Annotated in this window: 10 protein-coding genes; 3 read left to right on the plus strand and 7 right to left on the minus strand. The window is 54.6% G+C overall.

Annotated elements, in window-relative coordinates; all coding sequences use genetic code 11:
- The 3 genes from HMPREF3036_RS11605 to HMPREF3036_RS07905 form a co-directional block, all read right to left on the minus strand.
- A partial coding sequence (locus HMPREF3036_RS11605) for an AAA family ATPase (protein WP_156469788.1) occupies positions 1–149 on the minus strand: 149 nt, incomplete at its 3' end.
- A 302-nt stretch (positions 150–451) separates the two neighbouring features.
- Positions 452–1,123 (minus strand): hypothetical protein, encoded by a 672-nt coding sequence (locus tag HMPREF3036_RS07900; protein ID WP_062333334.1) that lies wholly within the window; start codon positions 1,121–1,123, stop codon positions 452–454.
- A gap of 270 nt (positions 1,124–1,393) precedes the next feature.
- Positions 1,394–2,842, minus strand: coding sequence for an FAD-dependent oxidoreductase (locus HMPREF3036_RS07905; protein WP_062333337.1), 1,449 nt, complete (start codon positions 2,840–2,842; stop codon positions 1,394–1,396).
- 155 nt (positions 2,843–2,997) lie between these two features.
- On the opposite strand from HMPREF3036_RS07905, the gene HMPREF3036_RS07910 reads away from it, so the two are divergent.
- Positions 2,998–3,915 carry a LysR family transcriptional regulator gene (locus HMPREF3036_RS07910; RefSeq protein ID WP_062333340.1) on the plus strand — a complete coding sequence of 306 codons (918 nt, stop codon included), beginning with the start codon at positions 2,998–3,000 and terminating at the stop codon, positions 3,913–3,915.
- A gap of 151 nt (positions 3,916–4,066) precedes the next feature.
- Here the strand turns inward: HMPREF3036_RS07910 and HMPREF3036_RS07915 are convergent, their stop codons facing one another.
- The 3 genes from HMPREF3036_RS07915 to HMPREF3036_RS07925 form a co-directional block, all read right to left on the minus strand.
- Positions 4,067–4,288, minus strand: a complete 222-nt coding sequence (locus HMPREF3036_RS07915; RefSeq protein ID WP_062333343.1) for a hypothetical protein — start codon at positions 4,286–4,288, stop codon at positions 4,067–4,069.
- 775 nt (positions 4,289–5,063) lie between these two features.
- On the minus strand, positions 5,064–6,695 hold the full coding sequence (locus tag HMPREF3036_RS07920; protein ID WP_197457966.1) for an ATP-binding protein: 1,632 nt from the start codon (positions 6,693–6,695) through the stop codon (positions 5,064–5,066).
- A gap of 287 nt (positions 6,696–6,982) precedes the next feature.
- Complete coding sequence (locus HMPREF3036_RS07925; protein WP_197457967.1) at positions 6,983–10,270, minus strand: autotransporter outer membrane beta-barrel domain-containing protein; 3,288 nt, start codon at positions 10,268–10,270, stop codon at positions 6,983–6,985.
- Positions 10,271–10,498: 228 nt separating this feature from the next.
- Here HMPREF3036_RS07925 and HMPREF3036_RS07930 point away from each other — a divergent pair, with 228 nt between their 5' ends.
- Positions 10,499–11,626, plus strand: coding sequence for a Fic family protein (locus tag HMPREF3036_RS07930; RefSeq protein ID WP_062333352.1), 1,128 nt, complete (start codon positions 10,499–10,501; stop codon positions 11,624–11,626).
- 249 nt (positions 11,627–11,875) lie between these two features.
- Here HMPREF3036_RS07930 and HMPREF3036_RS07935 read toward each other — a convergent pair whose 3' ends face one another.
- Positions 11,876–12,565 carry a hypothetical protein gene (locus HMPREF3036_RS07935; RefSeq protein WP_062333355.1) on the minus strand — a complete coding sequence of 230 codons (690 nt, stop codon included), beginning with the start codon at positions 12,563–12,565 and terminating at the stop codon, positions 11,876–11,878.
- A 455-nt stretch (positions 12,566–13,020) separates the two neighbouring features.
- Here HMPREF3036_RS07935 and HMPREF3036_RS07940 point away from each other — a divergent pair, with 455 nt between their 5' ends.
- Positions 13,021–14,211, plus strand: coding sequence for an ATP-binding protein (locus HMPREF3036_RS07940; RefSeq protein ID WP_005437118.1), 1,191 nt, complete (start codon positions 13,021–13,023; stop codon positions 14,209–14,211).
- Positions 14,212–14,623: the final 412 nt, after the last annotated feature.

The following is a 14,623-nucleotide window of genomic DNA, read 5'->3' on the forward strand; positions in this document are numbered from 1 at the left end:
CACTGTCTGGTCATGGCGTACCAGATGAGGTCCAACAAAAAACTCTTCCCGAGCCCATTGTCGCCAGTGATGAGATTAAGACGCGTTCCAAAAGTCAGATTGAGCTTCTGTGATGGACCGACATTGGTTACGGTCAAGTTTTTAATCATGATTGTTTCCCCACACCGTCTTTGACTTAGGTATGCCTTTACTTTGTGCTGGCAACGACTGAGCCTGCTATTTTTTCTTGTTCCCTACGGGCATCCTCATTCTATATGACCTTGAGCTTAGGCGCCTGATCCAAGGCTCCATGAGGTCTTACAAGGGACAGACATGGCCGTTCCCCGTTGTAATCCCTGCCAGCAGCAGAGAAAGCGGGCTAGCGACATTGTTTGGATTCAATGGTGTTCCCGGTGCTCGTGCACCTCGACCATCGACCCTGCGCGTCTGAGCGGCCACCTGCTGAACGAAGTCATTGTTTCGGCCACTGGGCTTCCGCTCTGCCTGCCTCGGCGGACGGCACGCCCGTCCCTGCCCGCAAGTCCTCCTCGTCCGGTATCCGCCCCACCGGCATCAGCCTCACCATCACTTCGAACGATCGCGAATCCAGCGCTTGACGCCCACCCGCAGGTGAAGAAGCAGAGCCTCTGCAACACCGGTAGAAGCCCTTGACGTCATTCTTGAGACGCTCGAGCGGCGCCTGAACCTCTCTCTCGTGTACTTCCCAGTACATGAGCCAGTAGGTCAGTACGTCGTGCGTGACGGGCTCGCCCTTGTATTCGGGCCATCTGAGCCGCAAATACTCCGCGAAATCATCCGCCCAGTCCTGCGGAAGCGGATACTTCCCGAGCGAGTACAGCGTGAACCAATGGATGCTGGCGCAGATGAAGTCCACCGTTACTGGTACCCGCCGGCCGTCGAGAAGGATGTCGGCTGGAAAAATATCCTGCGGCTCGAGGTTGAGACTCTCAGCGTCCTTTGTGGTCAGAAGGATAACGCGGAAATACTGCAGCGCCCGCTTTTGAGCGAGTTCGTCGAGCTCGGGCGGCAGCTCAGGCGCCGGGATGTCCTTGGCCAGAAGCGAAAACGGCTCCTTGAGGCCGTGACCAACAAAGCTGAGCCATCGCAGCTGGTTGACGTACATGTACTAGCAGTTGCCCGCCTCGCGCTGGGCCAGCTGCGTCATGATCTCCTCATCGGTGAAGGTCTGCCACTGATGCTGCATCCATTTCCTCCAGTTGAACGGTTCTCGCCCGAGTGCCGACACTCAAAATGATAGTCCTCCGGACGTTTTGACGATCGGTCAGGACATCGGAATCGCGGGCAGTATGCGAATTCGGCCCGCAATCGTACCGACTGCGGGCCGAATTTCACGGATTTGACGCCTGCAGGCCTTGGGCGGGCCTCCGCCGGCTTACTGCTTGCCGGCGATGCTTTCGGCGGCGATCTTGCCGAAGACGACGGCCTTGCCGACCGACGTGCCCGACATGTAGGCAGCGCCGTGCAGGCCGCCCGTACCCTCACCGGCCGCCCAGAGGCCTTCGATGGGTTCTCCGAAGATGTTGATCACACGGGCCTGACTGTCGATCTTCGGACCGCAGTAGGTCGAGAGCAGGACGGCCGTCGCACGGAATCCGTAGAACGGGGCCTTGACGATCGGAGCGGGCTTGCCGTTGCCAGCGGAAAGCGATGTGCGCCCGAAGGCGTCCGCGCCCTTTGCGAGACCTTCGTTGTAGGCACGGACAGTCGCGGCGAGCTTGTCAGCGGGAAGCCCCATCGCCTTGGCGAGGCCCTCGATCGTGTCGGCGCTGTAGAGTTCGCCGTTCTTCTTCAGAGTGTCCGTACGCGCGAGCGGATCCTTCTGCGCCTCCTCATGGATGGCGGCGTCATAGATCTGGACGCCGATGCCTTCGGGCTGAGCAAGCGTCATGTCGCCCAACTCCTTGTACGGACGGGATTCGTCGGCGTAGCGCTCGCCGTTGAGGTTGACCATCATGGCGCCGTTGTACATGACGAAGGCGGAAGTCTTGGTCTTTGGGTTGAAGCCGTACGTTGCCTTCGTGTAACTGACGTCGAGAAGGTCGGCGCCCAATGCCCATGCCATCTTTGAGCCGTCGCCGGAATTGCCGATGCCGCCCAGCTTGAGGGCTTTTTCAGCCGCGGGCGAGAAGCGGCGAAGTAGGTCTTCGCTGCGCGCCCATCCGCCCGCCGCGATCACCACGCCTCTGCGGGCGCGAATGGAGAGCTTCTTGCCACGGGACTCGGCCTCGACGCCCGTGACGCGCCCTTCCTCGTTGACGATGAGGCGCCTCGCAGCGGTTTTGAAGAGATATTGGCCGCCCGCCTTTTCGGTGATTTCACGGAAAATGCCCAGCATCTGCGGCGGACGCGTCATGTGTTGGCGCGGCACGCTCATGCCCGCGCCGGTCGTGACGTCATTGACCTCGACACCAAGCCCGCGCATCCATTTGTATGTCGGCAGCGAAGCAGTGACGAACGTGTGCACGAGCTCGGGATCGTTGACCTTGCCCATGGTGAGGAGCTCCTTTTCGAAGAGCTCGGGCGAGTCCTTGATGCGCTTGCGCTCCTGCACGTCCGTGCAGCAGACAGCGAAGCCGCCGTTGCAGAGCACCGACGAACCGCCGCCGACGGGCATCTTCTCAAGCACGATGACCTTGAGGCCGAGCTGCGAACAGCGTGCGGCCGCTGACGAGCCGGCAGCACCCGTGCCGATGATCACGACATCGGTCTCCTTGTCGAAGGAAGCGGGTTCGAAGACGGGCTTGGCCTGAGCAAGGCCGACGCCGCCCGCGGTGGCCGCGAGGCCCAGTTTGAGGAAGGATCTGCGAGAAGTGGTGGTCATGGTCATTCTCCCGAGGAGTCACCGGTTGCATGCCGCAGAGACACGCATGCCGGCGACGGTAGGTCATTGGTCACATCCATTGTATTTTCCGCCGTCGTTGTTAAGATACAAGACGGCATTGTGCATTCGCAATGCATTTGCAAGGGATAGTTCCGATGACAGAGAGTCTTTCCGATCTTCGCTCATGGCAGATCTTCGGTGAACTGATGAGATGCGGCTCGATGAGTCGGGCCGCAACGGCCTGCGGCTGCGACGTTTCGCAGGTCAGTCGACGCATTGCGGCGCTCGAGAAGCGCGTCGGGTATCCGCTTTTCGAGCGCTCGACCCGATCCACTCTTCCCACGGGCGAGGCGCGCGAACTCTACGAGCGCCTCTATCCCGTCCTCTCCGACATCGACCGGCGCATCGAGGCCGTGACAGCAAGCGTAGGCATGCGCCGAAACCGCAGGCTCGTGCGGATTCAGACGGTTTCCGGACTGTTGCCTTTTCTCGTGCGCACCATCGGCTCATTTCGCATGGCCCACGAGGAGTACGACTTCGACGTCCGCATTCTGAGCGCCCCGCCCGCCGACGAAACACTCGACGCCGACATCGGCATCTGGGCCGATGCCAGGCAGTCCGCCTTTCTGGAATACCGGGACCTCGGCGCCGTTCCTAGCCGCCTGTGCGCTTCGCCGGCCTTTATGGAAAAACATCCGGTGCGAACGATCGACGATCTCGACCGGGTTCCGCTTCTGGGCTGCAGCAGCTGGGTCTGCCCGTTCATGCTCATGGGCAACGATACGCTCATCCCGCTCAAGCGGCGCCTGAACATGACGATCAGGTTCGACAGTGTCGGCGCTCTCCTTGAGGCGGCAAAGGACGGACTCGGCGTAGCCGCGACTCTGCCTGCCTATGCCTGCGATGTCGATCTTCGCCGCGGAACGCTCGTCCGAGTACTTCCGGAACTTGCCGGGCCGACGCTCAAGTTCCGCCTCATCCGTCACAAGGCGCTCACGCCGTCCGCAACCGTCGAACGCTTTGCCGACCATTTGACCGCCACCTGGGAGAAGGAAATGTCATTCGGCAAATGATCGCGCCTCCATCGCCTTCTTCCGTCCGATGCCCTCCCTCACAGCAACAGTCGAAAAAACAAAAAACGTCCGATGAGATTCTCCTCACCAGACGGTTTTGTCTTGATGAGCGGGCCTGCTGCAGGGACAGGCCCGCTTGTTCAAGCTTCCATCAGAAGAGACAGCGAGCGTTGAGCATCAGCCTCGTGGCGGAACGTTCTTCGTTGCCCCAGTCGTAACCGGCATTGAGGCCGAAGCGGAAGTTCGCCTTTTCGGCGGAGAGGCCGAGGTTCGTGCGAACCTTGACGTCATCAGCGAAGGTGAAGTTGTAGGTGCTTTCTGCACCCGCAAAGCGAACGTTGCTGTCGCTTTCACGATCGCCAACAGTCGGCACCGACCGCGAACGAGAAGTCCGGGCTCACCTTGAAGCCGTTGGTGTCGAACGCCTTGGCGATCTTCACACCAATCGGGAATTCGACCGCCGTCGCATCGGCATCTTCAACAGAAGCGCCGCGGGCGTAGTCCTCATTGCCGTCCGTGTAGCTGAACGCTGCGCCGACGCGGGCTCAAATCGTTTAGACAGCTGAACGAGACTCTCTAAAAGTCTGGTTCAAAATTTGGGTTAACATCACTCTCTGAACTTATGATGGTAACCACTGCAGCGCTTAGCATCATGGACCGTTAGTCCGGCTTTGTTTAGCGCAGTTTAAAGCCTCCCGAAATATTGAAGCTAGATCCTTCTTTTGAATCTAACCAGACGGAAGAACGCCCATGAACACTGCTCAACTTTGAGAGAAAAGCCCTTTTATTTAGGATGGTTGACTTGCAGCTTTTCTTCTCGCCAGCTTTTCCACGCTCCGTGCACAACAGATGAAATTATCAATTCAATATAACTACAGCCCCACACTGGCAGGACGATTACCTATCAGGGTTAAAACCATAAATCAGAACCGCTGATGTTAAACCACGCTGTGCTTAGCATCACCCAACGCCGCTTAGCATCGCTTAACGTCACTTAACATCAGTCCGTTGGTTAAATTGGCGACAGATCCTATGTTTGTTGCCTTCACTGCCAAGCATACGGTTACAGCGGTGCCTGCAACAGTTTCGCCGTCACCTTTTCGTCTACTGCGAAGACCGATTCTTTGAGCTGAATACATGAGAGCATTTCAATGGCGTTCTCTTGCATCAGGCAATCTATACACGGTCGTTCTTCTGGCTCCAGATCTAGTCAACAAACCACCCGTGGTCATCGTTTTGAGAAGTCTATAAGCTTTTTGAGGTGTCACCGAGAGTGCCTTGACAACATCGTCACGCCTTATGACTTGCTTTTCGCTCACCAACCGCAAAATGACTGCCGTGGGATCATCAATCGAAGCCTCTGAACCAGCATCTTCAGGTAAGCTGTTGGACGATAAGCCAGTAGTATTGACTAGCCTGTAACCGTCTCCCACGAGCTCGATCACGCCTTCGCGTAAAAGCGTTTCAATCTGCCCTGCGACACGCGTCTGGGTAAAACCCGTACGACGACAGAGCTCAGCCTTGTCGAGACCCGGAGAGTCTTCGAGTGAAGACATGATGAGCAAAGCCAAAGTCGAAGGGTTGCGCGCAAAGCGCTTTTTATAGCTCAGCACACGCTGGTAAAACACCATGTCCGCTTCGGCTCGCATCACTCGTACTCGAACAAATCCATCATTTGACTCCGAATAATCTGGCCAAGGCCGACCGTAAAGGGCAGCGCCTTCAAAAATACGGTCAATGCCGCGCCCAGTTTTCTCGGCAAGGCCAATTCGCTTGAAAATGTTCGCCAGCAAAGGATTTCGGCCTCTTGGTTCAACGACGAGCAAGTTCTCCAAAGAGACCCCTCGGATAAAGCCGCCTGGACTTGTAACAGTAATGTCCTCATTACTTATACACACGTTGACAACTCCACTGACGGCATAGTCCCTATGAACAAACGCGTTCACCAGTGCTTCACGGAACGCTCGCTCCGAAAAATCAGGTACAGCCACACGCACGAAGCCATCGGAAAATTCCTTCTCGCCATTTCGAGCTCGAAACCGCAAAAGCATCTCTTCAAAAGTTCCAAGCAAGGGCAAGTTAATATCATCATTGACGATCACATCGGTGCCACTCATCACTTGGAAAACTGAGCCGCTAGTCGGCAGGAGCTTAAGAAGACGCTTTTCTCGTCCGATGAGCAACAAGCCAGCTACGGTCGGACGATAGCCTTCCGGTGTTAATTTAACAAGACCGAGCGCTTTGTCCAGTTCATCATCCTCGAGCTCCATCAGACCAACTTCCGCTTTGTACGTCTCAATCAAACGACGCAGGCGCACCCTCTCTACGGGATCCAAATCATCTAGAACGGCTTCTGGCAGAACCCTGTCCGTAAAGTCCAAAAGGCCTTGATCAGACATAACTGTCGCGTATTCCTGCGGATACACAGGAACGTTCTCAGGTGTCTTGTCGATCTTCATGCGACGCTGAATAACGCGACCGTCCTTAGTCGCCGTCAATCCCCTACCCATAGGTACATACACTGCCGTGTAAGGTAAGCCATTTTCAGCATAAAGCGTCTCGGCGCGAACCGTAACTGGCGGCACCGTATGGCCAGTCAGAAAGGCCACTACTTTTTCGGGATCCGACCATTTCGGCGAGCGGACGCCACTTACCTTACCATCATCATCAATACCTATGTAAAGCGTGCCTCCCTGAGCGTTGGTCATTCCGACGACGGACTCTACAACCGTTTTATCGGGCAGACCTGCCGGAGGGTCGCTTTTAAACTCGATAGTCAATGTTTCACTCGTAGGGATTGAGGTCATGGCTTTGAACTAGTGAGGTTTATCTCATGCACCATTATATCGTTTAACATCACTTAACATCACTTAACATCAGCTTCCTTCCGCTATTGATGTAAACAAAAGCCAACCTGTTGAGCCGCATCACTGAAACTCATATTTCGCGCGCCCTGCCCCGCCACACCATTCCCCTATGGGAACCAAATTGAAAGGCCCCGATCCACAGGGGATTCGAGGCCTCTTTTCTCATTCAGGCAGTCGTGAGACGGCTGCCCCCAGGGTCATCAGAAGACGTGCCTCACGCCGACGTTCCAGCGCCACTTCTCGCTCACTTCACCGCCCGTCGTCCTTTCGAGGTCAACGTAGGTGTAGGTGTCGGGCGTCAGGCGGAAGTTCGCGCCGACGCCGAATTCACCCCAGGTGCCGCCGATGTCGTCGGACATGCGAACGCTCTTTGCACCCAGGCTGGCAACCGCATCGCTCTCTCCCTTGAAGTCATGCAGCACGGAGGCGCGGGCGTAGACGAGGCCCTTGTCCTTCGGGAAATTGAAGCCAGCGCGAACGCCCATGCGGCCGATCAGGCTGTCGATGTCGTCCTGCTCGATCCTCACGCCCTCGGAGTTGAGGAAGTCGTCGCCCATGATGCGGCCCCAGGTCACTTCAACCTGCGGTTCGACAAAGGCGCCGCCCGCCAGCTCGAAGTGACGGCCGTATTCGGCGGAGAGGCTGAACGCATTGTTTTCGAAGCTGCCGCTGGTGCCCTTGATGCCGTAGTCCGTCTCAAGCCTGCTCACCTTGGCGATGAGGTCGACGAAGTGACCGCCCTCGCCCAGCCAGGTGCCGTAGGCCGCCAGACCGTAAGCCTTGTGGTCGGCACTGCCGGCCGTCATGTCGGAGGAGCCATCCGTGTAGGAGAACGCAGCACCTGCCTTCCAGCCCATGCCGACGTCCGCATCGGCGCCGACCTGAACGGAGGCATTCTTCATGTCGATGCCGTCGTGAGCCTGTTCGGAGCCGTAGACGCGCGCCCAACCGCCGATGCCTTCGGGACTCGTGCGAAGTTCGCCCATGCGTTTCATGAGATCGTTCATGTCGTGGCGCCACTGGAGGGCGGACAGAACGGAGAGCGTCTTCACGGCTTCAATCTTCTCGTTGGCCTTCCGGACCACGGTGAAGGAGCCGTCGTCCTTGCGGGATGCCTCGACAGCGCCCGCGAGACGGCCTTCTTCAAAGTAGACGTTAGTGACGGAATTGGAGAGGTCATCGCCCAAAATGGCGTTCGCAGCGACGTTCACCGCATCGCTCGTAGAACCCGTGTAGGCGTCGTTGAAATCACCCGACATGACGGCATTGATCTTGCCGGAGCTCTTGTTTATGAAATTGTCTTCGACGAATGTAATGTAAGACTCACCGGCTGCTGGCAGCTTGTTCATCTCCACAACCGTCGTGCCCGACCCAATCGTCAAACGATCCTTCACATTCAGTGTGGCATCTGCAGACGCGAAGGAAAGAAGGGCACTCTTGCCGTCTCCTTGTTCTGTCAAGGTAAGTACGCTGCTTTCCTCCGTCACGTTCCAGCGAGCGCCGTTGTCCAGCGTGACGTAGATCAAGCCGTCACCCCAAGCGGCGCCGGTGAAGGTGCCGCCCTTGGACAGGTCCAGATCGGCTTGTGCGTTGTTGGTCATGTAGACATCGCCGACAATGTTCGTGACAGTATCCTCGTGACTCCAAAGGTAGATGTTGGCGCTGGCGCCATTCCCATCGCCATAGAAGGCATATCCGTCGGAAACAATTTCAGCACCGTTGTGGAAACGTACGGTGGCCTCAGTCTCGCTATCGACCGTGTTTTCAACAAAGACGGCCTGAGAAATTCCTTCAAATTCCTCGCCACCCCTTGCAGTTGTTTTGATCACGGCATGATCCTTGAAGTCCACAAGTGTGCGGGTTCCGGCCCAAACGCCGACGGCCGACTGCTTACCGGAAGCCTCAATGCGGGCTTCGCCGTTGAACTCTGCCCCGGCGTACTCGAGGGCCAAACCACGAGCCATGACACCCTCAGCCCTGATGTCGGTCCTGCCTGTAACGTCAAGCGTGCTCTTTTCAGTGGCCACTGCATGTTTGTCGATGCCCACCCCAACCCGGTCGTCGGACTTCGCAAGGATCGTCAGATCATTCACAGTCATCATCACCTTGTCGCCCAGAACGATACCCGAAGCCTTGTCGGTGTTCGTGACCGAAATGTTCAGGCTGTCTGCGGTCACAGTAGATACGCCCGCAAGGAAACCATCCGCCTTGTAATTGCTTCCAGGGTCGGCCTGCCCTTTCACATTGATCGACACGTCACCTGCCGTCAGCTCGCCATCCTTGAGCCAAACACCCTTGGCATACTTGGAATTTCGAGACTCGACCACGACATTCATGGCTTCGGTGACGGACACCTTGGCCTTCGTTGCTTCAAGCCCCAACGCCTGATAGTCGTCACATGACTCGTTCTGAGCGTTCACCATGATCGACAGATTGTTGGTGGTCAGGCTCCCGCCCGTGCTTGAGATCCCTTTGGCGTTCGGCGAATTGGTCGCGTCGAGCACGATGTTCAAGCTGCCGGTCTTAACCGTAGACGTTATGGCCTGGAGGCCGTAAGCACCTGAGGCAAGTCCTTCGTCAGACGCATTACCCATGGAAGCGCCGTCGGCCTCATCCTCCACCTCGGCTTCCTGGGCAGCCTTCACATTGATCGTCAATGTCTCCGCAGCCAAAGTTCCAGCAACAGCGAAAACACCACTGGTGCTTGCGGACTCATAAGACTCCACCCCAACGGCCAGATTTTTGGCTGTAACTGTCGAGCCGTTGGAATAAAGGCCGAAAGTAGCGTTGGGCACCTTCCCTGCTGAGACTTCTGCGTCAGATGGCTTCGCCGTATTCTTCACCGAGATGACAGCATCATCCTGCAGCTTAAGCAGGCCTAGGGGATCGAGACGAACACCGGCGAGCACCGAGGCGTGCGTCTCAGTGGCCGAAACATCGACCTTGAACTGATTGTTGACGGTCAGGGATCCAACCTTCTCGCCCTCCTTCTGGATGAAGACGCCTGCATGGCTTTGCAGATCCGACGCATCCCCGTTCATCACGGTGAAGTTATCGTACACATCCTGCTCACCGTTGTTCACATAAACCCCTTCGGAAAAGTCTGCGGCAACGGCTGCATGGGCGCCCAAGGCGGAGAGAACCGCAACGGCGAGAATGTTGCGGGCAAAGTGTTGAGCCTTCATGGGCGTACCTCTAATTCGTTTGGAAAGCCAGTGCCGACAGTCGGCACCTGACAGTACAACTTTACCAAGAACTCCGCTGGTGAGATACGCCTGCCATTTTTTTAGCTGCAGCACCTCTTTTTTGAGACGGCGGTTTTCAGTCTCCAAGCCGAGGAGCTTCATGGACTCGTCGTCGACCTTACCGTTCGTTGGTGACAAGGGGGTGCCTGTCGTTTTCTGCTTGATCCAGTTGCGAAGCGTCTGGTCGCTGATGCCGAGCTCTTCAGCCACCTTGGGGATGGAGGCACCTTCGGCAGTGGCCATGGCCACTGACAAGAACATTTCGCACGTCACCCGTGCCTTTGCACAACACACCGCCCCGCCCCCTGAACTGACATCTAAGGACAGCAGTATTTCCTGTCTCACAGACAAACATCGTCTTTCTCACATCAAACACGGACTCCCTTCACAGGCACTAACAACGCCGCTAATGTATCATTTGTAAAACAGTAGATGAGCCATAACACAAACCTTAAGAGTCAGTAATTTCACATGCCTAACAGGAAGAACCGTCAGTTGACACTTGCGCTAGCAGAGTACGAGCGCCTTGGAGAGCCAGATCAAGCCGAGAAGTCTCAAGCCTGGCAAACTGCAATAGGTCTACAGCAGGTCGACGGCCTGGCCACATCCAAATACTTGCTTGAAACTGCCAAAGAGCATATTGAGGGACGGATCAACATCGACGAGGCTCAAGCCCGAATCGACTCGTATTACCAGACCAAGGAAGCAAGACAAAATCAGGACTCAGCCAACACGCGGGAGGCAGATATCGTTGCGTCTCGCATTGCTAAATTATTGGGCGAAGCCACCTTCAATTTCTCAACCTTTACTTACTTCAATATTCATAAAAAGCTCTTCGCAGGCCTTTACCCACACGCCGGAAAGATTCGCCCCTACAACATCACGAAAAAAGAATGGGTATTAAATGGCGATACCGTTCAATATTGTGATTTCGACGTTATTTTGGACACCCTGAATTACGATTTTGATAAAGAGCGAAAATTCTCATTTATTAGCCTTTCAACTGAGCAAAAAATCTCACACATCAGCAAATTCATTTCCAACGTATGGCAGATTCATCCGTTTTGCGAAGGTAACACTAGAACTACAGCTGTTTTCCTTATTAAATACCTGAAGTTTTTTGGATTCCCGGTCAACAATGCACCCTTCGCAAAAAACGCTTGGTATTTCCGAAACGCATTGGTGAGAGCAAATTGGTCGAACATGATGTTGGATATTCAGTCTTCAACGCTTCCTCTGGAACATTTTCTTCGCAACGTCATTCTAGGAACGAACTTTGAACTCAAAAACAGAAGACTTCACATTCTTTATAAGGACGACTCCTTACAAAAAGAAGACACAGCTTCCATTGCAAAGGAAATGTTTGTTGAAGCTTATCAACATTCGACAACACACAATCACGAGACCAAAAAACTTATTGCTGCGATTCACAATAATCCTAAAATTACTCAGGCCGAATTAGCCGTCCTTCAAGGATATTCCTTATCAAAAATAAAGCGTCAAATCGCCGAGTTGCAAAGTAAGGGCCTTCTCGAGCGCATTGGCGGTAGAAAGCTTGGGAGTTGGAAGATCCTAGACGGGTTAGAACTGTTGGACTGATTTACGGCCTGCACAACCGGTACTGTCTCGGGCCACGGTGGAAGGACTTCGGTCCTTCTGCCGTACCAAGCCCGGACCCTCAATTCTCTGAAACCACAATTTCGCGTCAGTCCCGTAGACCGCCAAGATCCGTCCGGACTTGATGCGACAATGGCTCGAAATCACGGCGGATTTCGAGTCCATTGTCTTGTTTCGTCTGCATTCCCTTGCGGTTCCGTCAGTCAGAACCACACGAGCAATGAATGACGATTACTTCTGCTTGGCGGTTTCCTTGGTCGGAACGTCGGCACCCGGATCCATCAGCCACGGCGTGCCGTAGAGCTTCGGACGAGCTTCGACGAGGCTGACCTCGGCGTCGAGTTTGGCGCGGGCTTCACGGATCGTGTCAAGCATGGCTTTTTCAATCCACTGAAGAGGTTCTCCCATGACGGAGTACACGCCGGAACGAACCACTTCCTTGATGCCGCCCTGCTTCACCGTCAGAAAGCCGTACATGTCGACGTGGTAACCGCCCTGATACGGGAAAACGCAAACATTGACGACGCCGTTCCAGTCACCGCTGCTGAAGCGGGTGCCGCGGGCTTGCCAAGGCGAGTCCTTGCAAACCATGGTCTTAAGCCCGAGGTCCGTTTGGCCGTAGGTCTTCATGAGTCGGCCCAGATTGGTGTTGGTCATGGTGTCGTCAGTCGTGAAGCGTCCGGGTTCCTTCGGAACGGGCGCCATGACGATCGGCCTATGAATCTGCGGGTTGTTGAGGTTGTACTTCATGCCCGCTTCGAGGGCATCACCGAGATCGTCGACGTCAGCGGAGGTCTTGACGTCGTAGATTCGAAAGAACTCATGCGTCTGCGTCGTTTCGTTGAGCATGGAGTTCACGGAGCCGCAGCCGCTCAGAACGGCAGCGGAGGCAATGAGAGCCAGAGAGGTTTTGATATTCATGGGGATAGTCCAAAGTGTGTTGGCGCGAACGGATGGATTTTTTCGCATATAAAATTATAACAAACGCGTTTTGGTCGTGATATACAACGCTGTGCGGATCATCCTTTCTCAGGTACGCAGCCCCCGCCTGCCTAAGGAATAGTTAGGAAATAACTTATCAGTTATCGGCACTCTCTGCGGATCCCCGTAAGTGGAACGCTCAAGAACTTCTGCAAGTGCCTGCATCAGCCCCGGATATTTGGAAGTCAGCTTTTTACGTCCGCCTCCGGAGCGGCGAACCATTTTTCGGACTTTTTATCGGCAAACCACCCGATAGGGTGCTTACGATAGGAATTACTTTTACAGCCTCTCATACCCTCTCAAGTCTATGTTCTCGTACAAAAAAAATGATAAAATTCGCCAGTACGATTGCGAATTTTCTATAGATTTCGCAGTTACGATGGAGATTTTTACAAATGCCCTATATCCAACGAGAACTGCAACCTCAAATCACCCGTGAAACTCCTCCCAAGGCTGTCGTTATCTTCGGCGCTCGTCAAATTGGGAAAACGACGCTTTTGACTGAACTTTCACAGTATGAAAAGTCCGTTCGCTGGTTTAACGGCGATCTCATCACCGACCATAGACAGCTCCAATTCAGCTCTTCAACTGATGTCGAACTCACCCTTCGCCAAGCCGATACGATCATCATCGACGAAGCACAACGTTTTCCCAACATCGGTTTGATCCTCAAGCAACTTGTTGATGTAAACGTTCGCTTGAACCTCGGAAAAAAAATCTTTGCCACTGGCTCATCCTCACTTGAACTTGCCAAAGGCGTCAAAGAAAGCGCCGTTGGCCGTCTTGTCCATAGACAAATGTGGCCGCTTTCCATCTCGGAAATCGCTGCCGCCAAAGGTTGGGGCGAAATTAGCCAGAACATCGAACGTCTGATGATTTATGGCACCTATCCAGCCGTCTTCACAGATCCCGACCATGCTGAATCGACACTGCGCAATTACTGCGATGGCGTTTTGTACAAAGACTTGTTTGCACTTGCGGGGATCCGCCAGAACGAGAAGTTCATGCACCTCGTCAAGCTACTCGCCTATAACGTAGGCTCAGAAGTAAATTATGACAACCTAGCACGCGACACCGGCCTGAGCAGAACCACAGTCGCCGACTATCTCCAACTTCTGGAACAATGCTTCATAATCAAAATTTGTCCCTCCTTTTCCCGAAATCTAAGCAACGAACTCAAGAAGGGCAAAAAAGTCTACTTCTGCGACAATGGCGTCAGGAACGCGATCATCGGTGACTTCAGCCCAATGGTAGCCAGACCCAGCCAGGATGGCGGCGCCCTGTGGGAAAACTTCTTCTTCATGGAACGCGTGAAACTGCACAGCATTCGAAACGACTTTACCGACATGTACTTCTGGCGCACGACCAGCAACAACCCTCATGAGCTCGATTTTCTTGAAGTCAAAAACGAAAGAATCCGAGCTTTTGAATGCAAGCTTTCCTCGTCTGCCAAAGCGCGCCCTGGCAAATTCACGACTGCCTATCCGGACGCACCCATTGATACCGTGACGCCAGATGACTTGATGAGGCTTTGGTTTGCCGATCAACCCATGGCAGACAACGCCACAGACAGCAGACTTGTCTGACATCGGGCTCAAAATGATAAAAATCGCCGGTACGATTGCGAATTTTCTATAGATTTCGCAGTTACGATGGCGATTTTTATCGGCAAACCACCCGATAGGGTGCTTACTGAAGAAGCGCTTGACCCTGATGACAATTTCTTGATCGCGATTTGTGAGTCTGGCTCAGCCAAATCCGCCAGGAACCCTCGCCTCGGTGAGGCGGGGAGGAATGGCGGAAAAGACGGCGAAATGCGAGGCATACGTTAAAAGAGGAAGCCTCATATAATCAAGGAAGCTCTTCAAAAGTACCCTGAACAATCGTTTGCACAGAAATTTGGCCTGTGTAATAGATAAAAGCTCTCGGGGCGCAAAATTAGAGAGGGCTTTTGAAGAGCTTCCTCAAATTTCCATACTGTTCCTTCCTCTGTCACGA

This window comes from Sutterella sp. KLE1602 (genome assembly GCF_001578585.1).
Classification (GTDB): Bacteria; Pseudomonadota; Gammaproteobacteria; order Burkholderiales; family Burkholderiaceae_F; genus Sutterella; species Sutterella wadsworthensis_A.